Below are 26,467 nucleotides of genomic sequence, written 5' to 3'. Positions count from 1 at the left end.
TGCTATTGTTATACTGAAAGCTTTTTAGTAAGATCTTCTACATATTTCTTAAACTGTTTATCTGTAGAGGAAAGGTTATCAACTGTTTTACATGCGTGTAGAACAGTTGCATGATCACGCTTGCCTATTTGAGATCCAATACTCGCTAAAGATGCTTTGGTAAACTTCTTAGCAAAAAACATAGCCAGTTGTCTAGCTTGTACAATATGACGTTTTCTTGTTTTAGATTGTAGGGTATCGACATCCATTTGGAAATAGTCTGATACTACTTTTTGTATATAATCTATAGAAACTTCTCGTTTTGTGTTTTTTACAAACTTCTCAACAACTTGTCTTGCTAAATCAATATTAACTTCCTTTTTGTTAAAAGAAGATTGTGCTATTAATGAAATAATGGCACCTTCTAATTCTCTAATATTGGATTTAATATTTTTAGCAACGTATTCTATAATCTCATTTGGCATTTCTACACCATCGCGGTAGAGTTTGTTTTTTAGTATAGATACTCGAGTTTCGAAACCAGGTGTTTGTAATTCTGCAGATAAGCCCCATTTAAAGCGAGATAGTAAGCGTTGTTCTATATCTTGCATGTCTACGGGAGCCTTGTCACTGGTTAGAATAACTTGTTTGCCATTTTGATGTAAGTGGTTAAATATATGGAAAAAAACATCTTGTGTTCCAGATTTCCCAGAAAGAAACTGAACATCATCAATAATTAAAACATCTATAAGTTGATAGAAGTGAATAAAATCATTTCTGTTATTCTTCTTTACAGAATCTATATATTGTTGCGTGAATTTTTCAGCAGAAATGTATAAAACAGTCTTTTCTGGGTATTTGTCTTTTATATTAACCCCAATAGCATGTGCTAAGTGTGTTTTTCCCAAACCAACGCCTCCAAAAATTAACAGCGGGTTAAAAGAGGTTCCTCCAGGTTTTGCAGAAACAGCTAAACCAGCACTTCTTGCCAAGCGATTAGAATCACCTTCTAGGAAATTATCGAAATTATAATTTGGATTAAGTTGAGATTCAATTTTAACATTCCGAATACCTGGGATTACAAATGGATTACGCAGCTCAGGATTCTTATTGTTTAAAGGTACATTCACATCTTGTGCCTTTACAGCGGCTCTATTAGAACTTGGAATTTTTTCGGTAAAAGGTTGTTTATTACCATAAGTATTTTCCATCTTAATAATATAAACCAATTTTGCCGTTTCACCGAGCTCTTTAGTAAGCGCTACTTTTAGTATTTTAACGTAATGCTCTTCAAGCCATTCGTAAAAAAACTTACTCGGAACTTGTATGCTCAAAGCATTGTCCGAAAGCTTAACTGCAATGATTGGTTCAAACCATGTTTTATAAGCTTGTGGTTGGATGTTATCCTTTATGAAATTCAAACAGTTATTCCATACCGGTTGCGCAGTTACACTCATTTGTTAATTGAAAACTTTTAGATAATTAGTTGAATAACAGGACAGAATCGGATTAAAGACTGTACTGCTTTATAGCAATACAAATATGTGAACAAATTACTAGAAAAAAAAATCATTCACTATTGATTTTGTTGTTTTTTTTTACTATGTTAAAGACTAGTTAAAACGAAAAAAAAAATAATAAAATTTGAGCGTGTGGTAAACGATGAAATTAAAATAAGAGTGCGATATGGTGAAACGGACCAAATGGGTGTAGTTCATCACGGAAATTACGCATTATATCTAGAAATGGGGCGAATTGAGTGGTTGAGAAAATTAGGCGTTTCGTATAAAATAATGGAAAGAGAGGGCGTTGCACTTCCTGTGATTTCTTTGCAATTAAATTTTAAAAAACCGGCGTATTATGATGATGTCATTACGGTAAAAACACGGTTGAAAAAAACACCTTCTGCAACTATAGCATTTGACTATGAAATAGTGAATGAATCTAATGATATTTTATCGACAGCAAGCACTGTTTTGGCTTTTGTCGATTTGAAAACAAATAGGCCGATTAGACCTCCAAAATATATTTTAGAGGCATTGCCTTAACTGTCAAGTGTTTTGATGTCGACCTTGTAAAGCGTTTTAAAAATGGCTTCAATTTCTGAAGCCTTTTTTTTGCGTACAGAAATGGTGATTTCACAGTTTAATTCCATTTTTTGATGGGTTATGTTAAGCGTTTTTTCTTTAATAATTCTCATAACCTTATTCATATTGGCGTACTCAAAAGTGATTAAAAAGTTTATATTGATAGTACGTTCTATAATTTCTGAAGCCTCTAAAGCCAGTTGAGCTCCTGTGCGATAGGCGTTAATGAGTCCTCCTACGCCTAATTTAACGCCTCCAAAATATCTAACCACTACAATTAATAGGTTGGTGACATCATGGGATTGTATTTGGCCATAGATTGGCATTCCTGCGCTATTACTTGGTTCGCCGTCATCATTAGCTCTGTATTTTAGAGTTTCTGTGCCTAGTTGGTAGGCGTAGCACCAATGTCTTGCCGAATGGTGTTGTTTTTTTAGGGTATCTATATGGGGTTTAACCTCTTCTTCTGTAGATATAGGAAAGGCATAGCCGAAAAATTTACTATTCCTGTCTTTAAAAAGCGTTTCTTCTGAAGCTTTCAAAATTGTTTTATAGGTGTCTTTTTCTTTCAAAATTAATTACTTGCTACTAAAATGATACTTATAATGGCTAAGCCTATGCCGAACCAATTTTTTTGGATTAATTTTTCATTGAATATAAGAATTCCTGCTATTGTAGAGAACATTACAATAGAAACATTGTTTATGGTAAACACAATGGAACTGTTTAAATTGGGGTATTGTAATGCTTTGAATAAATAGACTATCGAAAAATAATTAGGAACTCCTAGTATAATGCCAGCGATAATGTTTTGCCATTTAAAGTTAAAGTCTTTTTTTATTATTAAGCTTATAATGCCTATTGCGCCCGCAATACAGAAAACGGTTGCTGAAAAATAAGGAATCTCTTGCGTGGATAAATAATTGATTTCAATGTGTTTTATAAAAGTATCTAAAATTCCAGAGCCAATAAATAATAAGATAGGGTAGATTAAGGTTTTTTTATTCATTGCTACAGTATGATCTTTACGTTTTACAGACGTGAAATAAACGGCTAATAAAGCAATTAGGATACCTGTGATTTTTAAAGCACTTAATTGCTCTTCGTATACTATAATTGCAAATACGATAGGGATAACTACAGACATTTTTCCAGAGACAGAAGCGACAGAAAGACCATTTTTTTGTGAGGTTAATGCCATTATGTTAAAAATAAAAATGAACATAAACCCTAGTATAATGGCTTCTGTAAACCATTGTTCATCTGGGATTTTTCTAAAAGTAACACGGCCATCATAAAAGAGAAAACCACAGGTTCCAGCAACGATGTAATTTACAACAATAGCATGTAAAGTATTAATATTGTACTTTTCAAAGTATTTAAAAATAACATAGAGTGCACTGGAAAATAATATGCTAAGAATTAGATTGATCAAAACAGGTTGCGTTTAATTGAAAATAAATCAATAACATCTTCTTTTTCAGGGATGTTATTCCATACGTTTATACCAAGTTTAGCGGCTGCGTCTGTATTTTCTTTGGTGTCATCTATAAATAAGCACTCTTTAGAGTTGAGGTTGTTTTCATTTAATACAAATTCATAAATACCAGCGTTTGGCTTTCTAAGTCCAATTTCATGAGACAGGTAAAAGGCATCAAAACAACGCTTAAACTCTTCATAAAATGAAAGGTGTTTTTTTATGCTCTCTATATGGAGCGCATTTGTGTTACTTAATAAGATAAGTTTGTATTTTTTGTCTGCCGATAATTGCTTTATAAAATTTAATCTATACAGCGGAAAGTCGCATAAAATATAGTTCCAAGAGTCTATAATGTCTTTTTTTGATAATTTTGGAAAGTTATCGCAGTAGAAATCTAGAAATTCATCGGTAGACATAAAGCCTTGTTCATACAATGCATTTACGGCAAGCATATCTTCAGGGAGTTCCTTTATTTTAAATAAATCTAATGCGTTTTTCATAGCGCCTTCTTTATCAAGGTTAATGAACACGTCTCCAAAATCGAATATTATGGTTTTAATCATATTAATTTTCGTTAAAACGAAAGTTTTTTAAGTTAATGGTTTGTATACTCTAAGGGTATCTCCTAGCAAATTTTCTTCAGCGATTAAATGCCCTGAAAATTCGGGGTGTTTTATCCCTTCTTTAAACGCGACGGAACCTGTAAATATTCGCGCTTCATCCCAAAGCGCTTCATTTATAAATGATTGAAGTGTTTTTGAACCGCCTTCAATAATAACAGAAGAGATATTGTTGGCGTGCAGAACGTCACAGATTTGAGACGCTATGGTGTTGGTAGCGTTAAAGTCTATGGTGTTATGACTCTGTTTTAAGTTTGATGGTATTGCTTTAGAGGTGATTACTATGGTTTTAGCTCTAGAGTTAAAAACAGAAGCTTTTTTACTTAATTTTAAAGTTTTATCTAAAACAACTCTAATAGGGTTTTGTCCGCTCCAATCACGTACAGTAAGACTGGGGTTATCTTGTAAAACGGTATTGGTTCCCACAAGTATGGCTTGCTCCTCTGCTCTCCATTTATGAACGAGTTGTCTAGATAAATCATTGCTAATCCATACAGGTTTAGTTTCTTCTTTTGTTTTAGGAGCAATAAAGCCATCCCTAGTTTCTGCCCATTTAAGTATAATATAAGGGCGTTGCTTGTTGTGAAAGGTAAAAAAGCGTTTGTGGTGTTCTTTGCATTCGTCTTCTAAAACGCCAACAATAACATTGCAGCCTTTATTTCGAAGCATAGCAATCCCTTTTCCTGCAACTTTACTATAGGTGTCAATAGTACCAATAACAATATTGGGAATATTATGTTCTATAATTAAATTAGCACAAGGTGGCGTTTTTCCGTAGTGTGAACAGGGTTCTAAAGTGACATATAATGTCGCATTAAGTAAAAGGGTTTTGTCTTTTACGGCATTGATGGCGTTCACCTCTGCATGGTTGCCACCATAATGGCTAGTGTAACCTTCCCCTATAATTTTATTGTTATGTACAATAACACTACCTACCATGGGGTTTGGTCTAGCGCTTCCCATAGCTTTTTTTGCAATTTCAATACAACGTTTTATATAAACCTCGTGCATTATTTAGAGTTTAATTTTTACACTTTCAGTTTTGTCTACTTGATATGTATGAGAGAATCCTAAAATTTTATATTTAATAATGCCTTTGTATCGTACTTCAACTTTTTTGCTAAAAAGACTATTAAGTAAACCACCAAGATGGCTAGAGTTGAAAATTTTTTTTGTAGGGATTTTAGCTTTTAAAGGAATTGAAAACTCTTTTCTGGCAGGGACTTTTACAGGGTTAGAGGAAATGGTTCCCATTTCTACATTGTTTATGAATACTTTGATACCTTCCGATTTTAGCTCTCCACCAATGTGATTAGAGTTTAAGAAAAAAGCTTCAGCACTTAATGTTATGTAATCTGAGGAGGATTCTAAAACACTAATGTTTTCAACTCTTAGAAATTCTGGTTTTTCATTTACAGAACAGCTAAAAGTGGTTATTATAATTGTTGATAACATTATAAGTTTCTTCATCATAGTTTTTTTATAATTGGTGTATCTTCACTTGCGTAAAAATAGTATATTAAAGTGAGTAAAAATAATATTGTAATAAGAGAAATTCAGCCCAACGATAATGCGAAAATTGAGGCTATTATTCGTGCTTGTTTTCCTGAGTTTAATTTGCCTTTGGTAGGAACGGCATATGCCGATAGTGAAACGCCTAATATGTATGAATCTTATCAAAATGCAAATGATGTTTATTATGTTGTAGAAGTAGATGGAGTGGTTCTTGGTGGTGGAGGTGTAAAGGCCTTAAGTGGGGCTGAAACGGGTATTTGCGAGATTCAAAAAATGTATTCATCTCCCAAAATGAGAGGGAAAGGCTATGGTAAATTGTTGTTTGAAAAATGTCTGGAATCTGCAAAAATATTAGGCTATAAACACTGCTATTTGGAGTCGGCTTCTCAATTAAAAACGGCGATTCATATTTATGAAAAATATGGCTTTATACACTTAGAAAAACCTTTGGGAGATACAGGGCATTATTCCTGTGGTGTATGGATGTTAAAAAAATTATAGACTGATAATTTAAAATAATAAAGGTGTTACTAAAAAACGTGAAAGCAGTATTTCATTTAGAGTTAGATTCTATTTATGGAAAAGAAGAGGTGTCTAGTTTTTTTTATATATGTATAAAAACTTTCTTTGATATTTCGCGATTAGAGCTGGCGTTGGATGTTAATTTATCGATTACTAAAGAGGAGCAGGATTTAGTTTTTAATGCTTTAAATCGATTAAAGAAAGCGGAGCCTATTCAGTATATTGTAGGTGAGACTATGTTTTATAATTTGCCATTTAAAGTCAATGAACACACATTAATACCTAGACCAGAAACAGAGGAGTTGGTGGCTTGGGTTATTGCTGCAGTTAAGCAAATGAAAGCTGTAAATACTCTCAATATATTAGATATAGGAACAGGAACAGGATGTATTGCTATAACATTAGATAAAATGCTATCGAATGCAACTGTTACAGCGTTGGATGTAAGCAAGCAAGCATTACTTGTAGCGAAAGAAAACAATATATTAAATGCAGCAGCAGTAACTTTTCAAGAAGCAGATATCTTAGATCCTTTGTTGCATATAGAAAAACAAAGCGATGTTATTGTTTCTAACCCTCCCTATGTTCGCAATATGGAAAAGCAAGAAATGAAGGCCAATGTTTTAAATAACGAGCCGCACTTGGCATTATTTGTAGAGAATGAGGATCCATTACAATTTTATAGAGTAATTACTGGATTTGCAGAAAAAAACTTAATTAGTGAAGGGGTATTATTTTTTGAAATTAATGAATATTTAGCAAAGGAAATGATTGATTTAGTGAAATCTTATAGCTTTAAAGCGGTTGAGATTAAAAAGGATATGTATGGAAAAAATAGAATGTTAAAAGCAATAAAGATATAAATGAAAAGTATAGCAGTATTTTGTGGGGCAAGTGAAGGGAATGATCTTATTATAAAAGATACAGCATACCAATTAGGGGCGATTTTTGCTATGAAAGGGATTACTTTGGTCTATGGCGCTGCTAAAATTGGAATTATGGGGCAGGTCGCTAAAGGGCTTATTGATAATAATGGTAATTGCCTAGGGGTGATTCCAGAATTTTTAAAAACAAAGGAGATTGTTAGTCAAGATTTATCAGAACTTATTGTAACCAAAAATATGCATGATAGAAAAGTTATTATGTATGAAAAATCTGAAGGATTTATGGTTATTCCTGGTGGGTTTGGTACTATGGATGAGTTTTTTGAAATTGCGACTTGGGGGCAATTAGGGTTACACATAAAACCTATAGGTATTTTGAATGTTAATGGGTATTATGATGCTTTAGTAGCACAATGTAAAACGATGGTAGCACGTGGATTTTTAAAGCAAGAACATTGGAATGCTATTGTTGTAGATGATACTATTGAAGGGCTTATAATAAAGATGAATGAATTCGTGCCCTTGCCAAAACCAGAATGGTTAAATATAGAGCGATTGTAGTTTTTAGTACTAGGAAAAGAGAATATTATGAGTAGTGTAAAAGAAAAAATAGAAACCCTTCGTAAAGTGCTTAGAGAGCATAATTATAATTATTATACTTTAGATAATGCAACAATTAGCGATTACGATTTTGATATAAAGTTAAAAGAATTACAAGCTCTAGAAGATTTGCATCCGGAGTTTTACGATGCTAATTCGCCAACATTAAGAGTTGGTGGAGAAGTTACAAAGAACTTTAATACTATAGTTCATAATCATAGAATGTATTCTTTAGATAATTCATATTCTTTAGACGATTTGAAAGATTGGGAAAAGCGAATTAAAAAATTGGTAGATGGAGACTTGCAATATACATGTGAACTTAAATATGATGGCGCTTCAATAAGTTTGACTTATGAAGAGGGGCGTTTGATTAGGGCAGTTACTAGAGGGGATGGCTTTCAGGGAGATGAGGTTACAGCAAATATAAAAACGATAAAAACGGTACCTTTAAAGCTTAAAGGGGATTACCCTTCAAAATTTGATATTAGGGGAGAAATTATTTTGCCTTTTGAAGGGTTTGAGAAGATGAATGAAGCGCGTGTAGCTAATGGGGAGGAACCTTATCGAAACCCTAGAAACACAGCTTCAGGCAGTTTAAAACTACAGGATAGTTCTGAAGTTGCAAAACGGCCTTTGGAATGCTTGTTGTATAATTTAACAGGAGAGAACTTAGGGGTAAGCTCTCAATATAATAGTCTTGAGAAAGCAAGAGCAATGGGGTTTAAGGTGCCAGAGACAGCAAAATTAGTAGATTCCATAGAAGCGGTTTTCGAGTTTATTAACTTTTGGGATACTGCACGGCATAATTTACCTTACGAAACAGATGGTGTTGTCGTAAAGGTCAACAGTTTGTTTCAGCAAGAAGAATTGGGCTATACTTCTAAAGCACCACGTTGGGCAATGGCCTATAAGTTTAAGGCAGAGCAAGTCTCAACAGTATTAAATTCAATTTCCTATCAAGTAGGACGTACAGGTGCGATTACCCCAGTGGCAAATCTTGAGCCAGTAGAATTGGCGGGAACCACTGTGAAAAGGGCGTCTTTACATAATGCAGATCAAATTGCAAAGTTAGATATAAGAGTAAACGATACTGTTTTTGTAGAAAAAGGAGGGGAGATTATTCCTAAAATTATAGCTGTTGATTTAGCTAATCGGCCAGAGCATGCTATGGCTACAGAGTATATATCGAACTGTCCTGATCCAGAATGTAATACCGTATTGGTTAGGATCGAAGGGGAGGCTAAGCACTATTGTCCTAATTATAATGGCTGTAAAACTCAGGTTATAGGGCGTATTCAGCATTATATCTCTAGAAAAGCTATGGATATTGAAGGCTTAGGTGGAGAGACTGTTGCGCTTTTGGTAAAAGAAGGTTTAATAGCTAATTATTCCGATTTGTATGAGTTAACAGTAGCAGAATTAATGCCATTAGATCGGATGGCAGAGAAAAGTGCAGAGAACTTGGTAAAAGGGGTAGCTGCTTCTAAAAAAATTCCTTTTGAGAGTGTGTTATTTGCTTTAGGGATTCGTTTTGTAGGGGAAACGGTGGCAAAAAAATTAGCGAAGCACTATAAAACTATAGATGCTTTAGCAGAAGCATCTATAGAGCATTTAGAACAAGTAGATGAAATAGGTGTGAAAATAGCCAAAAGTGTAGTGGCCTTTTTTGCTAACGCGGCTAATATTGAAACGATTCAAAGGTTAAAAATGTTCGGTGTGCAATTAGAAGTTTCAGCAGATGAATTAGCATATCAAACCAATAAATTAAAAGGGCTGTCTTTTGTTGTTTCTGGCGTTTTTGAAAGCGTATCGCGTACAGAGTTAAAAAAAATAATTGAAGATAACGGTGGTAAAAATGCGTCTTCCATTTCATCTAAAACGTCTTATGTTATAGCAGGTGATAAAATGGGGCCGAGTAAAAAGGAAAAGGCTGAAAAATTAGGTGTGCCTTTAATGTCTGAAAAGCAATTTTTTGATAAGTTTTTGATTTAGAGTAAGATAAAACAATGGCTTTTTAAGCTTTTTTGGAGATGAAACAATGAATTTATGCTCTTTTATGAGTAGTGTTATTTGTGTTTTATGAGTGTTGTTTTTGGAATAACATAGTGTTTGCTGTTCTTTTAACGATGTATTTAAAGAAAAAAACGTTAAAAAATTAAGATTTATGTAAAATCAAATAAATGGTTAAGAGGTAATCTTTTTTTCAATACATTTGGGATCCTCCCCAAATGTGTGAAATGAGTATTGATAGATTTAAGTTGATTAAAGGAGCTGTAATTTTTCTAGTGACTTTGTTTGTTGTGAGTGTTTTGCTAGATTATCCCTTAATTTCTGGTATTTCCAAAGCAATTATATTTCCTGTTTTTTTGTATTTGTATTTTACAGAAGTAGAAATTAAGAGTAAGTTTTTTATAGGGTTTTTGTTGGTGTTTTCTATTGAAGGCGTTTATGCTGTAATAAAGATATTACAATCTATAGTATACTCATGTGTAGGAAGTATGCCATATGTAATCGCCTACTTATGTCTTATCACTTATATGATTAGAGATCTGAATTTAAAAAAGCTATTAAGGCGTTTTAAGTATTATCTATTGATTTTAGGGGTGTTTAATATTTATATTGTTTTTACGCTTAATCAAATGATTTTAGATGGGGATTCTTTAAAAGTCTACTCTTTAGGCTTTCTATTTGAAAGTATTTACAATTTATCTGTACTATTATTACTTTCATTTTCTTTGCTCAATTATTTGTATCATGATGCAAGAGCAGACTTTTTGCTGTTTTTAGCGAGTATGTGTATTGTTTTTTCAGAAATGGTACAAGTTGCTTATATTTTTATTTCTGCAGATTATGTTTTTAATGTCGTTTATTCTTTACTATTAATTGCAGGGTTTTATTTTGTTTATATGTATATAGAAACTAAAATACACCAATGTAAAAATAAACAAACCTTATCTACTTAATCTATAATTTTAAAAAAGGAATATCCTTTCTATATAAAAACAGAGTTATACCAGATAAGATAAAAGTTACTACAGCGGTTATAAATAAAACACCACCATCATTTTTTACGACAATGCCTAGTTGGGTAAGGTGCATTATAATAGCACCACTCATAATTCCTAAAGTTAAAATAGCGCCACTCCAAACCGTTTTTGGAATTAAGAGTAGAATACCAGCAATAAGTTCTAAAACACCAATGCCAATACGACCAAAAGGTTCTAAGTTTACTTGTTCAAAAATATAAACACTGTCAGGGTGTGCTGTAAATTTAAAACGCAATGTCTGTATTAATATTATAGCTATAATTAAGCGTAAAATAAATAATAATTTGGATTTCATAAATGTGAGTATCTTATTTTTATAACTATATAGTAGCTATAAAAAAGAATACCTTACACCATGATAGAAGCTCCATTAGCAGTTTTGTTTTTATCATTATCAAAATAAAAATCTATTCGGCCCAGATTAATACCATAGCAGCCCACTTGGTTTACAAGAACATTCTTACCTTCAATATTTTGAGCAATAGTTGGTTTTGGTAAAAAAGTATGTGTATGGCCACCAATAATTAAATCGATATCTTTGGTCGCTTTGGCTAAGTTGAGATCCGAAATTTTATCTGGATTCTTTTTATAATAATACCCTAAATGAGATAAGCAAATCACAAGATCACAAGATTCATTCTCTTTAAGAATACGTGTCATTTCTTGAGCTGTTTCAATAGGATCTAAGTACACTGTTTCTTTATATAATTTTTTTTCGACCAAACCATGTAGTTGCACCCCTAATCCAAAGACCCCAATTTTAAGTCCGTCTTTAATGAATGTTTTATATGGTTTTACATGCGTATCCATAATGGTATTCTTAAAGTCATAATTCGCAGAGATAAATTGAAATTTAGCATGGGGTAGTTGTGCGAATAAACCATCTATGCCATTATCGAAATCATGATTTCCTATGGTTGCAGCATCATATTTCATTTTAGACATTAATGTGAATTCTAATTCTCCGCCAAAATAATTAAAATAAGGCGTGCCTTGAAAAATATCTCCAGCATCCAAAAGTAAGGTGTTCGGATTTTCCTTACGAATAGACTCTACTAAGCTGGCCCTTCTAGATACCCCTCCTTGATTTGCGTTTCTAGAGGCGTCTGCAGGGAAAGGATCTATATGACTATGGACATCGTTAGTATGAAGGATTGTTATTTTTTTTAGTTTAGAAGCTGTCGCAAAAGATTGTAATCCAAATCCGCCTATGGTTACCATAGCTGTAGCAGCTGTCGATTGTTTTAAGAATGTTCTACGTTTCATAATTATTTGGTTTGGATAAATCTGTCGTCTATAACTGGGTTAATGGTATCTACTTTTTTAAAGTAGTCTATCATGGCATTACGAATTTTATAATCTAAGACATATAAACTGTCATTAGGGTGGAAAAAACGCATTCTATCTCCTCCGTTATATAAGTAATCGTTTGTAGCGATGTAATATGTTTTGTTTCTATCAATAGGCTTATCTTTAATTAAGGCTTTCGAGATATTAAAGTTTTTGTCTAGAGTAAGGTTTATGCCACTTACAGGGTGTGCTGTTTTTGAATGACTCAAATAATGCATCATACTATCAACTTGAGCGCCTTTTAATGCCACAACAACAATACTATTTTCAAAAGGCATAATTTGAAAAGCGGTTCTAGTTGTTATGTTACCCTTAGAAATAATAGAACGAATACCACCATAATTTAATATTGTAGCATCAATATTTTTTCCAGTCCGCTTGTTAAAAATAATGTTTCCTTGTTCAGAAACAATATCGGCCATAAGGTTTCCTATGGCTGTGTTTAAATGGCCATTACTTTTAGAATAAGTTTCTAAAGCATACGAAATAACACCATTCATATCGTCATTTATTTTCTTGCGATAGGGTGTTATTATTTTTTCGAAATCTGGATTAGCCTTAATGGTATCGGAAATAAGTATTCGCTTACCTTCAATTTTACTAAGGTTATAGGGATCTTCTTTACATGCATAAAAAGTAATAGCGATTAAGAAGATAAAAAAAACTTTATTTTTCATAAGATTAAACTTGTTGCGTTTAGGTTAACTATTTAACCGTCTTTTGCTATTTTTGTAGCAAAGCGATAAATATAAATGATTTTAAAAGGATTTAAGGAGAAATCTAATAAAAAGTATATTAATAAAACATTAAAGCAACGGGTTGTTGAAGTTTCAAGCGATAAGGTTGAGCGCCTTGGTGTACTTGTAAGTAGCGCAGAACCAGTAGATTGTGATTTGTTTAAAACTCTGGCGCAGGAATTAAATATAAATGCAAATAAAATTGAAGTTATTGCATTTACAAATGAAAAAAAGGAACAAGCAGTAGATGATGCAGTTCCTTTATTTGACATAAATGATTTGGGGTGGAATGGCTCCGTAAAAAATGAAACATTAAAAAAGTTTTTAAATACAAAATTTGATCTTTTAATTAGCTATTATACAAGCGATAGTATGCCTTTGAAATTATTAACGGTCGCATCAAAATCAACATTTAAAGTAGGGATTTTGCAAATGGATGAACGGTTAAATGATCTTATTTTAAAAACAGCAGTAAACGACTTTAGAACATTTAGACTAGAATTAGTGAAGTATCTTAATATTTTAAATAAAATATAAAAATGAAAACCTCTTTAGTAAATATGAAGAATTCTTTTGTAGGAACAGGAATAGCAATAGTGACCCCTTTTAATAAAGACGCGAGTATAGATCACAAAGCATTAATTGATATTGTAGAATTTAATATCGAAAATGGTATTAATTATATTGTGATTAGTGGTACAACAGGCGAAAGCGCTACCGTAACAAAAGCAGAAAAGGATGCGATTGTTGAAACGGTACAAAAGACAAATAAAGGAAGAGTGCCATTGGTTTTAGGGATAGGCGGAAATAACACAGCGTCTATTATAGCAGAAATTCAAGCAACAGATTTAACACCTTTTGAAGGAATATTATCTGTGTCTCCCTACTATAGTAAACCAACGCAAGAAGGCGTTTATCAACACTTTAAAGCTATTTCAGAGGTGTGTCCAATACCAATTATATTATATAATGTCCCAGGAAGAACAGCTTCAAATATGACACCAGAAACGATATTTCGATTGGCTAGGGACTTCGGAAATATTGTTGCTGTTAAGGAAGCTGGAGGCAATATGAATCAATATTTACAATTATTAAAAGGAAAACCAGACGGTTTTGGAATTATTTCAGGGGACGATGATTTGGCTCTAGGTGTAGCGTTAGCAGGAGGAGATGGTGTTATCTCTGTTATAGGGCAAGCTTTACCAAAACCATTTTCTGAAATGATTCAACTAGGAAGACAAGGTGAAGCCAAAGCAGCTTATGCAATTTATTTTGAATTAATGGAAGCTATAAATCTTATCTTTTCAGAAAATAATCCAGCAGGAATAAAGGCTGTATTAGAAGCGCTGAAACTCTGTAATGATACCGTAAGATTACCTTTGGTGCCTGCGAGCAAAGACTTAAAAGAGAAAGTAAATCAATTTTTAAAAAAGTAACGATTAAATTTAGTTTCTTAAAGACTCATTATTTAAATTAAACCGACACAGGTTCTATTTTTAATAAGAAGCCGTCTAGACGAGAATAATAAGAGACAAAAACGATCAGGCTTTTATCTTTTGAAGATATTAAAACAGTTAAAAGTTAAATATTACTTAATCTCAATCCTAAAGGGCGATGCAAACATTAATTTAGCATAGAAATTATATTTTTAAAATCCATATTAATAGCGTATTTTTGCATCTTGTTGAAAAATTTATGAAAAACAGTTTTTACATCTTATTGCTAATCTTAGTATTTAGTTCATGTAGTCAATATCAAAGAGTCCTTAAATCTGAGGATGTCGGAGAGAAATTTAAAATGGGGGAAGCTCTTTACAATGAAGGAAAGTTTAGCAAAGCCAATAGATTATTCGAACAAATTATACCAAGATATAGAGGGAAGCCTCAAGCAGAAAAATTAATGTTTTTAAATGCAAACGCATCTTATGAAATGGGCGATTACTACATTTCGGGGTATCATTTCGAACGGTTTGTATCAGCTTACCCCAAAAGTGATAAGGTTGAAGAAGCGATGTTTAAAAGTGCTCAAAGTTATTATGAGTTATCTCCTGTATTTTCTAAAGATCAAGAATATACTATTGAAGCTTTAGAAAAGTTACAAGAATTTGTGAATATATATCCAGACTCTAAGTATTTAAACCAAGTTAATACTTTGGTAAAGGAGCTAGAATTTAAATTGGAAAAGAAAGCTTATAGAATTGCTAAGCAATATAACTTAATATCGGATTATAAGGCTTCTATAGCGTCTTTTGATAATTTTATTATAGATTTCCCAGGCTCATCGTTTAGAGAAAAAGCCTTGTTTTATAGATTTGATTCTGCCTACCAATTAGCAATTAAGAGTGTAGAATACAAAAAACAAACACGATTGCAAACCGCAAAATCATACTATAATTCATTTATGAAGACTTATGTGAATTCAGAGTTTTCTGAAGAAGCTAAAGAAATGTATGATAACATTGAACTGCAGTTAGAAAAATACAATACAAAAAGTTAATATAACTATTATGGATTTAAAAAAGATTGATGCTCCTTTAAGTACAACAACGTACAACAGAAATGCAGTAGATGCTCCTACAGATAATATCTACGAAGCTATTTCTGTTATTTCTAGAAGAGCAGAGCAAATCAATTCAGAAATTAAAAAAGAACTTATTGAAAAGTTGGAAGAATTTGCGACTTACAATGATAGTTTGGAAGAAATTTTTGAAAATAAAGAACAGATAGAAGTGTCTAAATTCTACGAGAAATTGCCTAAGCCACATGCTTTGGCTGTTCAAGAATGGTTAGACGATAAAATCTACCACAGAAACACTGAAGCAGATAACTAAGACTAAAATATACTATGTCTATACTAAGTGGCAAGAATATACTGCTAGGTATTAGTGCGGGTATTGCTGCTTATAAAACAGCTTCATTAGTAAGAGAATATATAAAAGCAGGTGCAAACGTAAAAGTTGTTATGACACCTGCTTCTAAAGATTTTGTAACGCCTCTTACGTTATCCACACTATCCAAAAATCCAGTAGAATCTCGTTTTTATAACCAAGAGGATGAGAATGCGATATGGAATAACCATGTAGAGCTCGGGCTTTGGGCAGATTATTTTATAATAGCGCCAGCAACAGCAAATACATTGTCTAAAATGGCAAATGGTATTTGCGATAATTTATTGTTAGCGACCTATCTTTCAGCAAAATGCCCTGTGTATTTTGCTCCTGCAATGGATTTGGATATGTATAAGCACCCTTCAACATTAAAAACATTTAAAACACTAGAAACCTTTGGGAACATTATGATTCCTGCAACCTCAGGAGAATTAGCAAGTGGTTTGGTAGGGCAAGGGCGCTTAGCAGAACCAGAAGATATTGTGTCCTTTATGGAAAAGGATATTTTAGATAAGTTGCCATTTCGAGGAAAGAAAGTAATGATAACAGCAGGCCCTACTTATGAAGCCATAGATCCTGTGCGTTTTATAGGCAATCATTCTAGCGGAAAAATGGGATTTGAAATCGCTAAAGCAGCAGCAAATTTAGGCGCAGAAGTTATTTTAATAACAGGACCAACACATCAAAAAGTAACACACCGTTTAATACAGGTAAAACCTGTAGTAAGTGCTCAAGAGATGTACGAAGTAGCACACGAACATTTTAATAGTGTTCATATCGCTATTCTTTCTGCGGCTGTAGCAGATTATAAACCCAAAGAAGTGTCTCATCATAAAATAAAAAAGAAGGATACAACGTTAACATTAGAGTTAGAAAAAACAAAAGATATCTTAGCCTCTTTAGGCGCTATTAAAAATCAGCAGTTATTGGTTGGTTTTGCCTTAGAAACAAATAACGAATTGGAATTTGCAAAAGGAAAACTAAAAAAGAAGAATTTAGATTTAATTGTCTTAAATTCGTTACAAGATAAAGGAGCTGGTTTTAAAGGTGAAACTAATAAGGTCACTATTATCGATAATAATGATAACGTAACAGCTTATACATTAAAATCTAAAGTTGAAGTTGCTAAGGATTTAATGGGCGAAATAATAACAAAATTAAATGCGTAATATTCTAATTCTTTTTGTGTTGTGCTTTTGCACACTTGGCTTTTCTCAAGAGTTAAATTGTAATGTTATTGTTAATGCGCAATTAACAGGGAATGAAAATAATCAGGTCTTTAAAACATTAGAGAATCAATTAAAGGAATTCATTAATAAGACAAAATGGACTCAGAAAAAAGTCGAACTACAAGAAAGAATAGCATGTAATATCGCAATTAATATACAAGAATATTCAGGAGAGAATTTTAAGGCCTCAATACAAGTACAATCTTCAAGACCGGTATATGGTTCTACATATAGCACTCCAATTTATAATGTTAACGATGAAAATTTCAATTTTAAATACTTAGAGTTTCAAAATCTAGTGTATAATGAAAATCAATTTGAATCTAATTTAATATCAGTATTAGCCTTTCACATCTATATGATATTAGGCTTAGATGCCGAATCTTTTACCGAAAATGGAGGAACACCATATTTTGTTCAAGCACAAAAAATAGCCAATTACTCGCAGCAAGAGAGTTATAAAGGCTGGCAGTTTGAAAATGGTACGCAAAGCAGATTTGAATTGATAGATAATGTATTGTCTCCAACATACAGAGAGTTTAGAACAATAATGTATAAGTACCATAGACTAGGTTTAGATATAATGAGTGATGATGTTAAGAACGGGAAGAATGAAATAGCTAAAGCTCTAATAGCCTTTAAGAAAATGAATGATAGAAGACCAAATTCATATTTATCGCGAGTATTTTTTGATGCCAAAGCCGATGAGATTGAAAGTGTATTTTCTGGAGGGCCTAGTGTAGATATATCTAAGTTAGTAGATGTTTTAAATAGAGTCGCTCCAACTTATTCTAGTAAATGGAGAACGATCAAATTTTAAAAATTACCAGACTAATAAATCTTTAAAAAAAGAAGTAAAACCGATAACCTTCAATAAAAAGATGCTAAGCTCACTATCCATAAAAAATTATGCATTAATAGATTCCCTTCAAGTAAACTTTAATACAGGTTTTACTATTATAACAGGGGAAACTGGAGCAGGAAAATCTATTTTATTAGGAGGACTATCCTTAATATTAGGAAAAAGAGCCGATTTAAGTAGTTTGCGTGATAAGGATGCTAAATGTATTATAGAAGCAACGTTTGATGTTACAAATTATAATCTAGAGGCACTCTATAATGAGAATGATCTTGATTTTGACTCGCAAACAATCATACGACGCGAGATTTTACCTTCAGGAAAGTCTAGAGCATTCATTAACGATACTCCAGTAACTTTAAGTAGTTTGCAACTATTAGGGAAACACTTAATAGATATACATTCGCAGCACGAGACCTTACAACTGGTAGACGATGCTTTTCAATTTCAAGTAATAGACGCATTAGCAGAGAATAAAAAAGGACTTGAGCAATATGCAACAAAGCTTTCATCATACAAAAACCTAAATAAGGAATTAAAAGCTTTAAAGACATTTCAAGCAGAAGCAATAAAAGAACATGATTATAATACTTTTTTGCTTAAAGAGCTTGTAGAAGTTAATTTAAAAGAAAATGAGCTTGAAGACTTGGAGCGTGAGTATGAAATATTAAATAATGTAGAGATGCTTCAAGAAAAATTAACTGAAGCAATACAGTTGATGGGAGAAGAACAAATAGGCATCTTAAATACATTAACAGCATTGAAGAATACACTTCAAAATGCTTCAAATCTATCTATAAATTATAAAGACGTTTTTAGTCGAGTAAATAGTAGTTTAATAGAGTTAGACGATGTTTATGGGGAACTGGAAGGGCTTCAAAGTAATTTAGAGGTAAACCCTAAACGGTTATTGGAAGTCAGTGGAAAGTTGACCAAGCTTAATGATTTAATGCAAAAGCATGTTGTAAGTGACATCTCTGATTTAATTAAAATAAGAGAGCAACTTATGCAAAAAGTGTCTGAAACAGAAGGTGTAGATACTAAAATTCAGGAGAAAGAGGCCGCCATAGCAATAGTGAAATCTAAGTTAGATGTCCTAGCAGATAAAATACATAAAAAGCGATTAACAGCTATACCTAGGTTAAAAAATAAGCTTGAAAAAATATTGTCTAATTTAGGGATGCAAAATGCACGTTTTGATATTAGTTTAGAGCCAAAAGAAGTTTATTTCAATAATGGAAAAGCGGAATTATCCTTTCTGTTTTCTGCAAATAAAGGCGGGCAATTTAATCCCTTAAAAAAAGCAGCCTCTGGAGGGGAGTTATCTCGAATAATGCTCGCTATAAAATCTATTTTAACGCAATATATTAACTTACCAACCATAATGTTTGATGAAATAGACACAGGAGTTTCTGGCGAAATTTCTAATAAAATGGGAGATATTATGGCGCAAATGAGCAGTACTACGCAAGTGTTTAGTATAACACATTTGCCGCAAATAGCAGCCAAAGGGCATACACATTTTAAAGTGTATAAAGAAGATGTAAAGAACATAACAGTTACAAATTTAGTAAAACTGAATCAAGAAGAACGTGTGATGGAAATTGCAAAAATGCTGGGAGGAACCGATTTATCTAGTTCAGCTATAGCACATGCTAAACAGTTACTAAACTAGAAAAACAAAGTTTAAACTAAAAAAAGAGAAAGTTTTATAACTTTGGAAACAAAAAATAATAAAACAAACCATATACTTATCAATTAAATATAACATAATATGTCATATAATTTACTGAAAGGAAAGAAGGGAATTATTTTTGGAGCACTGGATTCTAATTCTATTGCTTGGAAGACAGCAGAGCGTGTTCACGAAGAAGGCGGTGAATTTGTATTAACAAATGCACCTATAGCTATGAGAATGGGTCAAATTAATGAACTTGCAGAAAAAACAGGATCTCAAATTATTCCTGCAGACGCAACTTCTGAAGCGGATTTAAACAATCTTGTAGAAAAAGCTATGGAAATCTTAGGAGGTAAAATCGATTTTGTATTGCACTCTATAGGAATGTCTGTAAACGTGCGTAAAGGGAGAGCATATACCGATCAAAAATACGATTGGACACAAAAAGGAACAGATGTTTCTGCAATGTCTTTTCATAAGGTAATGCAAACACTTTATAAGGCAGATGCAATGAATGAATGGGGGAGTGTAGTGGCTTTAACCTATATGGCTGCCCAACGCGTGTTTCCAGATTATAATGATATGGCAGACAATAAAGCTTACCTAGAAAGTGTAGCACGTAGCTTCGGTTATTTCTTTGGAAGAGATAAAAAAGTACGTGTAAATACAATTTCTCAATCTCCAACACCAACTACCGCAGGGCAAGGAGTAAAAGGTTTTGACGGTTTTATTTCTTATGCAGATAAAATGTCTCCATTAGGAAATGCAACAGCATTAGATTGCGCAAACTATACCGTAACTTTATTTAGTGATTTAACAAAACGCGTTACATTACAAAATTTATATAATGATGGTGGTTTTAGCAATATGGGAGTTAGCGATGCTGTGATGGATGCCTTTGTAGCGGCTCAAGAATAATAAAACTTAAGAATTTAAATATAAAAAAAGCCTCAAAACGGTTACCGTTTTGAGGCTTTTTTTACACAAAAAAAATAATAAATTATTGCTGTTTTAACGTTTTTTTTTATTCTTTATCGAATTTTAAATAGGTATTCTGTAATGATGAATTAATGTTATATATTGTTAAATAATATTAATATCTGTTTTAAATGTTTTATAAAGCTACTGTATTTGTATTTTTTGTGTTAATTTTCAATTCGTTAAAAGCTCAGGTTAGTTTTGCAGAAGCATCTACTTCTTTAGGTTTAGGAACTTCTTGTGGAGACACTCCAATTGGAAATGGAATTACTTTTTTTGATTATAATGGCGATGGGTGGGATGATATAACATTACCAACCGAGTCAGGACAGCCATTACGTTTTTTTAAAAATGTAAATGGTAGTTTTGTTGAAGAAGTACTTAATATACCGAGTAACAATTTTCAGAACAAACAAGTAAATTGGGTTGATTTTGATAATGACGGCGATCAAGATTTATATGTTACTAGCAATATTAGTGGCAATAGACTTTATCAAAACGACGGGAATCTTAATTTTACAGATATTACAGTTGTGTCTCAATTACCAATAGCGAATATCGCAACGTATGGCGCTTCATGGGGCGATTATAATAGAGATGGCTTTTTAGATGTATTCTTAAGTAATAGAGATGTTAACGAGTCTATTCCAAACTATTTGTATAAAAATAATGGCGATGGTACCTTTGAAAATGTTAGTGAGGAAGCAGGGCTTTTAACTGTAAGTGATTTGTCTTTTTGTGCTGCTTTTTTTGATTTTAATAATGATGGATGGCAAGACATTTACGTCTCTAATGATAGAATAGAAAATAAAAATGTACTCTATAAAAATAATGGCGATGGAACGTTTATAGATGTTAGCCTTTCTTCTAATACAGACTTGGCAATAGATGCTATGTCTGTAACCGTAGACGACTATAATAATGATGGTTGGTTAGATATTTATGTTACTAATACGCCATCAGGCAATGTCTTTTTAAAAAACAATGGTAATGAAACTTTTAGTAATGTGGCAATTAGTAATGGAACCACATTTAATAGTGTTGCTTGGGGAGCTGTTTTTTTAGATGCAGAAAATGATATGGATTTAGACTTATATGTAAGCGGTTTATTTACGGGGTCCAATCCAAATTTATTATCCGCTGCATTCTATGAAAATGATGGTTCAGGAACATTTTCGTTACTCAATTCTAGTTTTAATAACGATACAAGAGAAAGTTATTCTAATGCTATTGGCGATATTAATAATGATGGTTTGCCAGAAATAATAGTTAGTAATGCCAATGATGAAAATGTGTTTATTTGGAAGAATGAAACAGTCACAACCAACAATTGGCTTAAAGTGAAATTGCAAGGGGTACACAGTAATAGAGATGGGATAGGGTCTTTTATAGAAATCTCAATTAATGGGAGTAAGCAATATCGGTATACTTTATGTGGCGAAGGCTATTTAGGTCAAAACTCAGGGACAGAGATTTTTGGCTTAGGGAGTAATGACAATGTAGATTATATAAAAGTAAACTGGTTAAGTGGTATTGAAGATGTTTTTTATAATGTAACAGGGAATCAAGTGTTAAATATAGTAGAAGGTACAGGAACTTTAGGGGTTTATCAATTTACTCAAGAGAATACAGTTGCTATATTTCCAAATCCAGTAGCAGATATATTGTTTCTTAACTTAAATACTAAAATAAACAATGCTGTAATATATAATTCATTAGGAGTAGAAATTATAAATAGCCTTTCTAATGCGTCTTTATCTTATGGTATAAATGTTTCAAAACTACCTCAAGGTGTGTATTATATTAAATTATTTAAGGAGCAGGAAGACGATAGTATTCATAAGTTTATAAAAAAATGAGACATTATAAACCCTAAAAAACCTCTAAATAACTTTATTTTAGAGGTTTTTTTAGGGTTTATATTAACTATTACAATGAAGGAGTTGTAGTATTAGACCTAATAAAATCTGTTATAAGATAACTAATAAGTTTACCTATTTGGGAGGCGTTTTTTTTTGAAGGAGCAGCTTCGCATATATGTAAATAACAAGCGTTATGTTGGTTTCCGAAAAAGTGAACGAATTGTCTAGCCTTATTTACAGAAAAACCGCTGGGTGTTTTAGCACTGCTTTTTATATTCTCAATAGCATCACAATCTATTTCTATACCAAAAGGTTTATGTGAGATGTGTTTTAAAGCACGTTTCATCTCTGCTTTGAATTTTAATTCTTTTCTTACTTCTATAGCTTCATAGCTGTTATAATCTAAAGATTTTTCAGAGGCAAAGGTATTGAGTATCGCTTGGGAAGTATAGTTTTCATGTAAACCAAAAACAAAATACTTGGCTAAAAACCCTTCTGTATGTGCATAGGAAAAGCCATTTCCGCTATGTCTGCCTTCTGTTGCTCTAAAATCGGTATGTGCATCAAAATTTATAGCATTAATGGGGCGTTTTAATGCTAAAGAGGCTCCCTTTAAGTTTCCATAAGCATTATTATGACCGCCTCCAATTATTATAGGGGTTTTTCCAGAACTAACAATTTTAAAGACAAGATCACTAACTTCTTTGTCAATAAGTTCAACGAGTTTTCTGGCTTTTTGTATGTCTTTAATGTTATTTTGATCTAGTTTAGATAAAATATTTAGGGATTCTTCAAAATCTAAATGCCCTAAAATTAAGACTTCATTTGCATGTGTAAAGGCATTACTTTGTAGGTTTAACAAAATTTTAATTGTAGCATTCCAAGCACCTAAAGTTCCTGAATTACCGTGGTTTGCGAACACTCCGATGTCTTCAGGTAGGCCGAAAATAACATACTTGACGTCTAAATTTTTAACAGTTTCGTATATGTTAATGGTTGATTCTAATAAGTGAATATGTTCACCAAATTTGGATTCTCCTTTACGTTTGTGAAGTATTTTTTTTACTTTCGGGCGGTCAAGTAAAACAAGTTTATCCATATTGAGTTTTAAAGTTGGTTTAAATTTGAATAAAATTACAGTTTTATTTATTTAAAACATTAAAAAATAATTTAAAATAATAACAATAAAAATATAGGATAAATCAGATTCTATAAAAACAAAAAATTATGACAAATAAGACAAAGGGTATTGGTTTAAAAGTAGCTTTAGGTATTGCAGTTGTACTATTTATTGGTGCAGCAATTTTTTCTACATCTTTCTATAGGTTATATAAAGAAAAACAAGAGTCGGAAAAACAACTTACTGAAGAGAAAGCCTCTCTTATGAAAGACCTTACAAATATAAATGCTAAATACACAGAAGCATTAGACGAAAACGCTATCGTAAATCAGGATTTGGTAGATGCTCAAACGCGTATTCAAGGATTGATTGATTCTTTAAGTATATCAGAATCAAACATAAAAAGTTTATGGAGATACAAAAAGAAATATTTATCTCTTCAAAAAGAAATGGGCATTTTATTAGCCGAAAATGAGAAGCTTAGAATTGAAAAGGATTCGTTAGCAATATCTTTAGATAGTACACAAATACAATTGGAAGAGCGTACAATGTTTACAGATTCTCTTTTAGTACAAAATACAGCTTTAGCAACTGTAGTAGAAAATGCATCTGTATTAAGTACAGTGAACTTAAAAGGATTTGGAGTTATAGAACGTACTTCAGGAAAATTAATTCCTACCGAAAGAGCAAAACGTAGTGATAAGATTAGAATATGCTATACCGTAGCTAAAAATAAATTAGTAAAAGCTGGTGATCAAGAATTATATGTACAGGTTGTAGATCCCAAAGGCGATATATTAGGTGCTAATGATCAAATAATTTATGGAGGTGAAAGACTTAGTTATAGTATAATAAGTAAGTTTAATTATGAAAATAGTAATCTAGACGTTTGTGAATTCATTAATAAAAAAGGGAAAAAAGAATTTGAGAAAGGAAACTATAAAATAAATGTATATAACGGTAAAGAATTAGTTTCTACCACTCAGTTTACTCTAAAATAATAGCGCGCATAGATTTTATGTAGTGTTAATTAATTATCCATTTATAAAAAACCTAAAAGTAAGTGCTATTACTTTTGGGTTTTTTTATTGACGCGAAATCCTACATAAAGTCATCTAATATTTCATATAGCCTTTTGGATTCATTGTTTTAAAACGATACTTACAGAAACAGCTGCTTTGGCTTTCTTTTAAAACTAATAGAATTTTTTTATTTGAATTGCTGCCATAAAACAACTTTCTTAATATAATTACAAAGGCGATTAGTAGCTTTATTTATAAAGCGATACTGTATTGAAAGGGGACTTAAATTAAAGTTAGAGACATGCTCCGTTTATAATAACTTGATCGATGTGATTATCTCCAAAAGCATACGGTAAGTAATTATAACTAGGGCTCTTTTTTGTAATGATAAGGTTCGCTTTTTTACCTTTAGTAATACTACCATACTCATTTGAAATACCCATAGCATAAGCACCGTTAAGAGTTGCGGCGTTTATGGCTTCTTCAGGCGTTAATTTCATTTTTATGCAAGCAGTACTTACTACAAAATTCATATTGCCAGAAGGCGTAGAGCCCGGGTTGTAGTCTGTTGCTAAAGCTAAAGGAAGCCCTGCATTTATAATTTGTCTTCCAGGAGTATAAGGAATACTAAGAAAAAAGGAGCATGAAGGGAGTGCTACAGGCATAGTATCGCTATTTTTTAGCGCATCAATATCTTCAGTATTCAGTTCTTCTAAATGGTCTACACTTAATGCGTTGTGTTTTACCGCTAGAGCAATACCTCCAAACGCATTAAATTGATTAACATGTATTTTAGGAATTAAATGATACTGCTTGGCAGCAGACAATATTTGCTCGGTGTCTTCAAGAGAAAAATAGCCTTTTTCACAAAAAATATCTATATAATCTGCTAATTGGTGTTTTGCTATATGCGGTAGCATATCTTTTATTATAAGATCCAGATACCCTTGTTTATTGTCTTTAAAAATTTTAGGTAAAGCATGTGCGCCCAAAAATGTAGCTTTTACTTTTAAAGGAAATTCCTGTTGTATCCTTTTTATAACACGAAGCATTTTTAGTTCAGCTTCTGTTGTTAAGCCATAGCCAGATTTTATTTCGATGGCTCCTGTACCCAATTGCATTACATTTTTAACACGTTTTATAGATTGTTCGTATAGTTTGTCTTCACTCGTGTTTTGCAAAGTTTCTGCACTATTTAAAATGCCTCCTCCTCGTTTTGCGATTTCTTCATAGCTTAAACCATTAATACGGTCAACGAATTCTTGTTCTCTATTACCAGCATATACTATGTGAGTATGTGAATCACACCATGCGGGTAAAACTATTTTTCCTGTAGCATCAATAACTTTATCTGCGGTAATCCCTTTACAAGCATCCATTGCCCCAAAATCTACAATTGTATCCTGCTCTATTAAAAGGTATGCATTTTTAAGACTAGGAAGCGTTTTCATAGCATTTCCAGAAACTTTTAAAATTCCAGAGTCTCTAATTTGTAGTAATTCTTTTATGTTGGTTATTAATATAGACATGTTAAGTTCTGTAAAACGTGATTAAGGGTATAAATTTAGGAACAAAAATTTAGAAAAAAGAAGTAACTAACAATAATAAAAAAGGGGGTGATATAAACTTAAGTCAAAACAAGTCGCTTTTTAGAAGTAAAAGCCATCTTGAGAAAAGTCAGTATTGTAAATGTTTATTGCAACAAAAAGCATTGTTAGGATACCAATTAAGCTAATTACCCAATTGAATTTTCTTATAATTAATCTGGAAACTAAGTAAGCAAACAAGGTGGTAATTCCAATAATAGCGGGTATCCATTTTATAATAACCGAGGCCATTCCGGCTCCAGAATAATCTGCGCTAAAAGAAATGCTACACGTTACAATTTCAAAAAGTATTATAATGGCGATATTGAATTTTGGAGCGTTTAAAGTCTGAATCATAAGTACAAGAAATAATAGGGTTACTAGAGTAAAGTGAAAAAGAAAGCTATTCTATTAATTTATTA

The 26,467-nt window shown here is 32.3% G+C and carries 28 protein-coding genes; 16 read left to right on the top strand and 12 right to left on the bottom strand.

All coding sequences use genetic code 11. The features are described from left to right. Positions 1-8: 8 nt before the first annotated feature. Positions 9-1,436 (bottom strand): chromosomal replication initiator protein DnaA, encoded by a 1,428-nt coding sequence (gene dnaA / locus AC2D8I_RS02075; RefSeq protein ID WP_484704330.1) that lies wholly within the window; start codon positions 1,434-1,436, stop codon positions 9-11. 195 nt (positions 1,437-1,631) lie between these two features. Between dnaA and AC2D8I_RS02070 the strand changes: the two genes are divergently transcribed. After that, entirely contained in the window at positions 1,632-2,027 is a 396-nt protein-coding gene (locus AC2D8I_RS02070; protein WP_484704329.1) for an acyl-CoA thioesterase, read from the top strand. Here the strand turns inward: AC2D8I_RS02070 and AC2D8I_RS02065 are convergent. Genes AC2D8I_RS02065 through AC2D8I_RS02045 form a run of 5 tightly spaced genes read right to left on the bottom strand, consistent with a single transcriptional unit; the run spans position 2,024 to position 5,639 of the window. Then, entirely contained in the window at positions 2,024-2,638 is a 615-nt protein-coding gene (locus AC2D8I_RS02065; RefSeq protein WP_484704328.1) for an IMPACT family protein, read from the bottom strand. The two genes, AC2D8I_RS02070 and AC2D8I_RS02065, sit on opposite strands and share 4 nt — an antisense overlap. 2 nt (positions 2,639-2,640) lie before the next feature. Then, on the bottom strand, positions 2,641-3,501 hold the full coding sequence (locus AC2D8I_RS02060; protein ID WP_484704327.1) for an EamA family transporter: 861 nt from the start codon (positions 3,499-3,501) through the stop codon (positions 2,641-2,643). Next, positions 3,498-4,109: an HAD family hydrolase gene (locus tag AC2D8I_RS02055; protein WP_484704326.1), complete on the bottom strand. Its 612-nt coding sequence runs from the start codon at positions 4,107-4,109 to the stop codon at positions 3,498-3,500. The genes AC2D8I_RS02060 and AC2D8I_RS02055 overlap by 4 nt, the downstream gene beginning before the upstream one ends. A 27-nt stretch (positions 4,110-4,136) precedes the next feature. Next, positions 4,137-5,177, bottom strand: a complete 1,041-nt coding sequence (gene ribD, locus AC2D8I_RS02050; RefSeq protein ID WP_484704325.1) for a bifunctional diaminohydroxyphosphoribosylaminopyrimidine deaminase/5-amino-6-(5-phosphoribosylamino)uracil reductase RibD — start codon at positions 5,175-5,177, stop codon at positions 4,137-4,139. Positions 5,178-5,180: 3 nt separating this feature from the next. After that, complete coding sequence (locus AC2D8I_RS02045) at positions 5,181-5,639, bottom strand: LEA type 2 family protein (protein WP_484704324.1); 459 nt, start codon at positions 5,637-5,639, stop codon at positions 5,181-5,183. A 51-nt stretch (positions 5,640-5,690) separates the two neighbouring features. On the opposite strand from AC2D8I_RS02045, the gene AC2D8I_RS02040 reads away from it, so the two are divergent. From AC2D8I_RS02040 to AC2D8I_RS02020, 5 genes are all read left to right on the top strand, one after another. Beyond that, entirely contained in the window at positions 5,691-6,182 is a 492-nt protein-coding gene (locus AC2D8I_RS02040) for a GNAT family N-acetyltransferase (RefSeq protein WP_484704323.1), read from the top strand. A 38-nt stretch (positions 6,183-6,220) separates the two neighbouring features. After that, the gene (gene prmC / locus AC2D8I_RS02035; protein ID WP_484704322.1) at positions 6,221-7,066 is read left to right on the top strand and encodes a peptide chain release factor N(5)-glutamine methyltransferase; all 846 of its coding nucleotides are present in this window, start codon (positions 6,221-6,223) and stop codon (positions 7,064-7,066) included. Continuing rightward, on the top strand, positions 7,067-7,648 hold the full coding sequence (locus AC2D8I_RS02030) for an LOG family protein (protein ID WP_484704321.1): 582 nt from the start codon (positions 7,067-7,069) through the stop codon (positions 7,646-7,648). Positions 7,649-7,675: 27 nt separating this feature from the next. After that, positions 7,676-9,682 (top strand): NAD-dependent DNA ligase LigA, encoded by a 2,007-nt coding sequence (gene ligA, locus AC2D8I_RS02025; RefSeq protein ID WP_484704320.1) that lies wholly within the window; start codon positions 7,676-7,678, stop codon positions 9,680-9,682. Positions 9,683-9,927: 245 nt separating this feature from the next. Continuing rightward, positions 9,928-10,653 (top strand): hypothetical protein, encoded by a 726-nt coding sequence (locus AC2D8I_RS02020; RefSeq protein ID WP_484704319.1) that lies wholly within the window; start codon positions 9,928-9,930, stop codon positions 10,651-10,653. 1 nt (position 10,654) lies between these two features. On the opposite strand, the gene AC2D8I_RS02015 is transcribed toward AC2D8I_RS02020, so the two are convergent. Genes AC2D8I_RS02015 through AC2D8I_RS02005 form a run of 3 tightly spaced genes read right to left on the bottom strand, consistent with a single transcriptional unit; the run spans position 10,655 to position 12,764 of the window. Further along, on the bottom strand, positions 10,655-11,032 hold the full coding sequence (locus AC2D8I_RS02015; RefSeq protein WP_484704318.1) for a DoxX family membrane protein: 378 nt from the start codon (positions 11,030-11,032) through the stop codon (positions 10,655-10,657). 53 nt (positions 11,033-11,085) lie between these two features. Continuing rightward, positions 11,086-12,003, bottom strand: coding sequence for a metallophosphoesterase (locus AC2D8I_RS02010; protein WP_484704317.1), 918 nt, complete (start codon positions 12,001-12,003; stop codon positions 11,086-11,088). Positions 12,004-12,005: 2 nt separating this feature from the next. Beyond that, entirely contained in the window at positions 12,006-12,764 is a 759-nt protein-coding gene (locus AC2D8I_RS02005; RefSeq protein WP_484704316.1) for a 5'-nucleotidase C-terminal domain-containing protein, read from the bottom strand. A 75-nt stretch (positions 12,765-12,839) separates the two neighbouring features. On the opposite strand from AC2D8I_RS02005, the gene AC2D8I_RS02000 reads away from it, so the two are divergent. The 9 genes from AC2D8I_RS02000 (at position 12,840) to AC2D8I_RS01960 (ending at position 22,314) form a co-directional block, all read left to right on the top strand. Then, positions 12,840-13,361, top strand: coding sequence for a DUF6913 domain-containing protein (locus AC2D8I_RS02000; RefSeq protein WP_484704315.1), 522 nt, complete (start codon positions 12,840-12,842; stop codon positions 13,359-13,361). Positions 13,362-13,384: 23 nt separating this feature from the next. Then, positions 13,385-14,260 carry a 4-hydroxy-tetrahydrodipicolinate synthase gene (gene dapA / locus AC2D8I_RS01995; RefSeq protein ID WP_484704407.1) on the top strand — a complete coding sequence of 292 codons (876 nt, stop codon included), beginning with the start codon at positions 13,385-13,387 and terminating at the stop codon, positions 14,258-14,260. Between the two features lie 259 nt (positions 14,261-14,519). Then, positions 14,520-15,320: an outer membrane protein assembly factor BamD gene (locus AC2D8I_RS01990; RefSeq protein ID WP_484704314.1), complete on the top strand. Its 801-nt coding sequence runs from the start codon at positions 14,520-14,522 to the stop codon at positions 15,318-15,320. A gap of 10 nt (positions 15,321-15,330) precedes the next feature. Continuing rightward, positions 15,331-15,654 (top strand): DNA-directed RNA polymerase subunit omega, encoded by a 324-nt coding sequence (locus tag AC2D8I_RS01985; protein WP_484704313.1) that lies wholly within the window; start codon positions 15,331-15,333, stop codon positions 15,652-15,654. A gap of 14 nt (positions 15,655-15,668) precedes the next feature. After that, positions 15,669-16,880, top strand: a complete 1,212-nt coding sequence (coaBC, locus tag AC2D8I_RS01980; RefSeq protein ID WP_484704312.1) for a bifunctional phosphopantothenoylcysteine decarboxylase/phosphopantothenate--cysteine ligase CoaBC — start codon at positions 15,669-15,671, stop codon at positions 16,878-16,880. Next, positions 16,873-17,760, top strand: coding sequence for a type IX secretion system protein PorD (porD, locus tag AC2D8I_RS01975; protein WP_484704311.1), 888 nt, complete (start codon positions 16,873-16,875; stop codon positions 17,758-17,760). The genes coaBC and porD overlap by 8 nt, the downstream gene beginning before the upstream one ends. A gap of 61 nt (positions 17,761-17,821) precedes the next feature. After that, a complete protein-coding gene (recN, locus tag AC2D8I_RS01970; RefSeq protein ID WP_484704310.1) occupies positions 17,822-19,474 on the top strand; it encodes a DNA repair protein RecN in 1,653 nt (550 codons plus the stop codon). A 99-nt stretch (positions 19,475-19,573) separates the two neighbouring features. Continuing rightward, the gene (locus AC2D8I_RS01965; protein ID WP_484704309.1) at positions 19,574-20,395 is read left to right on the top strand and encodes an enoyl-ACP reductase FabI; all 822 of its coding nucleotides are present in this window, start codon (positions 19,574-19,576) and stop codon (positions 20,393-20,395) included. A 191-nt stretch (positions 20,396-20,586) separates the two neighbouring features. Next, a complete protein-coding gene (locus AC2D8I_RS01960) occupies positions 20,587-22,314 on the top strand; it encodes an FG-GAP-like repeat-containing protein (RefSeq protein WP_484704308.1) in 1,728 nt (575 codons plus the stop codon). Positions 22,315-22,384: 70 nt separating this feature from the next. Here AC2D8I_RS01960 and AC2D8I_RS01955 read toward each other — a convergent pair whose 3' ends face one another. Next, a complete protein-coding gene (locus AC2D8I_RS01955) occupies positions 22,385-23,416 on the bottom strand; it encodes a formimidoylglutamase (protein WP_484704307.1) in 1,032 nt (343 codons plus the stop codon). A 128-nt stretch (positions 23,417-23,544) separates the two neighbouring features. On the opposite strand from AC2D8I_RS01955, the gene AC2D8I_RS01950 reads away from it, so the two are divergent. Next, positions 23,545-24,438, top strand: a complete 894-nt coding sequence (locus AC2D8I_RS01950) for a chromosome partitioning protein ParA (RefSeq protein WP_484704306.1) — start codon at positions 23,545-23,547, stop codon at positions 24,436-24,438. Positions 24,439-24,752: 314 nt separating this feature from the next. Here AC2D8I_RS01950 and hutI read toward each other — a convergent pair whose 3' ends face one another. Both hutI and AC2D8I_RS01940 read right to left on the bottom strand, forming a co-directional pair. Continuing rightward, positions 24,753-25,988, bottom strand: a complete 1,236-nt coding sequence (hutI, locus tag AC2D8I_RS01945) for an imidazolonepropionase (protein ID WP_484704305.1) — start codon at positions 25,986-25,988, stop codon at positions 24,753-24,755. A 120-nt stretch (positions 25,989-26,108) separates the two neighbouring features. Continuing rightward, positions 26,109-26,402 carry a hypothetical protein gene (locus AC2D8I_RS01940; protein WP_484704304.1) on the bottom strand — a complete coding sequence of 98 codons (294 nt, stop codon included), beginning with the start codon at positions 26,400-26,402 and terminating at the stop codon, positions 26,109-26,111. Between the last annotated feature and the right edge of the window lie 65 nt (positions 26,403-26,467).

The organism is Lacinutrix sp. YIN62 (assembly GCF_057219185.1).
This window is presented reverse-complemented; position numbering and strand designations above follow the sequence as displayed.

Bases quoted from the DNA above. Each gene is read 5' to 3' on its own strand.
- dnaA (WP_484704330.1), bottom strand. From the start codon at position 1,436: ATGAGTGTAACTGCGCAACCGGTATGGAATAACTGTTTGAATTTCATA.
- AC2D8I_RS02055 (WP_484704326.1), bottom strand. From the start codon at position 4,109: ATGATTAAAACCATAATATTCGATTTTGGAGACGTGTTCATTAACCTT.
- ribD (WP_484704325.1), bottom strand. From the start codon at position 5,177: ATGCACGAGGTTTATATAAAACGTTGTATTGAAATTGCAAAAAAAGCT.
- AC2D8I_RS02045 (WP_484704324.1), bottom strand. From the start codon at position 5,639: ATGATGAAGAAACTTATAATGTTATCAACAATTATAATAACCACTTTT.
- AC2D8I_RS02030 (WP_484704321.1), top strand. From the start codon at position 7,067: ATGAAAAGTATAGCAGTATTTTGTGGGGCAAGTGAAGGGAATGATCTT.
- ligA (WP_484704320.1), top strand. From the start codon at position 7,676: ATGAGTAGTGTAAAAGAAAAAATAGAAACCCTTCGTAAAGTGCTTAGA.
- AC2D8I_RS02020 (WP_484704319.1), top strand. From the start codon at position 9,928: ATGAGTATTGATAGATTTAAGTTGATTAAAGGAGCTGTAATTTTTCTA.
- AC2D8I_RS02015 (WP_484704318.1), bottom strand. From the start codon at position 11,032: ATGAAATCCAAATTATTATTTATTTTACGCTTAATTATAGCTATAATA.
- AC2D8I_RS02010 (WP_484704317.1), bottom strand. From the start codon at position 12,003: ATGAAACGTAGAACATTCTTAAAACAATCGACAGCTGCTACAGCTATG.
- AC2D8I_RS02005 (WP_484704316.1), bottom strand. From the start codon at position 12,764: ATGAAAAATAAAGTTTTTTTTATCTTCTTAATCGCTATTACTTTTTAT.
- AC2D8I_RS02000 (WP_484704315.1), top strand. From the start codon at position 12,840: ATGATTTTAAAAGGATTTAAGGAGAAATCTAATAAAAAGTATATTAAT.
- dapA (WP_484704407.1), top strand. From the start codon at position 13,385: ATGAAGAATTCTTTTGTAGGAACAGGAATAGCAATAGTGACCCCTTTT.
- AC2D8I_RS01990 (WP_484704314.1), top strand. From the start codon at position 14,520: ATGAAAAACAGTTTTTACATCTTATTGCTAATCTTAGTATTTAGTTCA.
- AC2D8I_RS01985 (WP_484704313.1), top strand. From the start codon at position 15,331: ATGGATTTAAAAAAGATTGATGCTCCTTTAAGTACAACAACGTACAAC.
- coaBC (WP_484704312.1), top strand. From the start codon at position 15,669: ATGTCTATACTAAGTGGCAAGAATATACTGCTAGGTATTAGTGCGGGT.
- porD (WP_484704311.1), top strand. From the start codon at position 16,873: ATGCGTAATATTCTAATTCTTTTTGTGTTGTGCTTTTGCACACTTGGC.
- recN (WP_484704310.1), top strand. From the start codon at position 17,822: ATGCTAAGCTCACTATCCATAAAAAATTATGCATTAATAGATTCCCTT.
- AC2D8I_RS01965 (WP_484704309.1), top strand. From the start codon at position 19,574: ATGTCATATAATTTACTGAAAGGAAAGAAGGGAATTATTTTTGGAGCA.
- AC2D8I_RS01960 (WP_484704308.1), top strand. From the start codon at position 20,587: ATGTTTTATAAAGCTACTGTATTTGTATTTTTTGTGTTAATTTTCAAT.
- AC2D8I_RS01955 (WP_484704307.1), bottom strand. From the start codon at position 23,416: ATGGATAAACTTGTTTTACTTGACCGCCCGAAAGTAAAAAAAATACTT.
- AC2D8I_RS01950 (WP_484704306.1), top strand. From the start codon at position 23,545: ATGACAAATAAGACAAAGGGTATTGGTTTAAAAGTAGCTTTAGGTATT.
- hutI (WP_484704305.1), bottom strand. From the start codon at position 25,988: ATGTCTATATTAATAACCAACATAAAAGAATTACTACAAATTAGAGAC.
- AC2D8I_RS01940 (WP_484704304.1), bottom strand. From the start codon at position 26,402: ATGATTCAGACTTTAAACGCTCCAAAATTCAATATCGCCATTATAATA.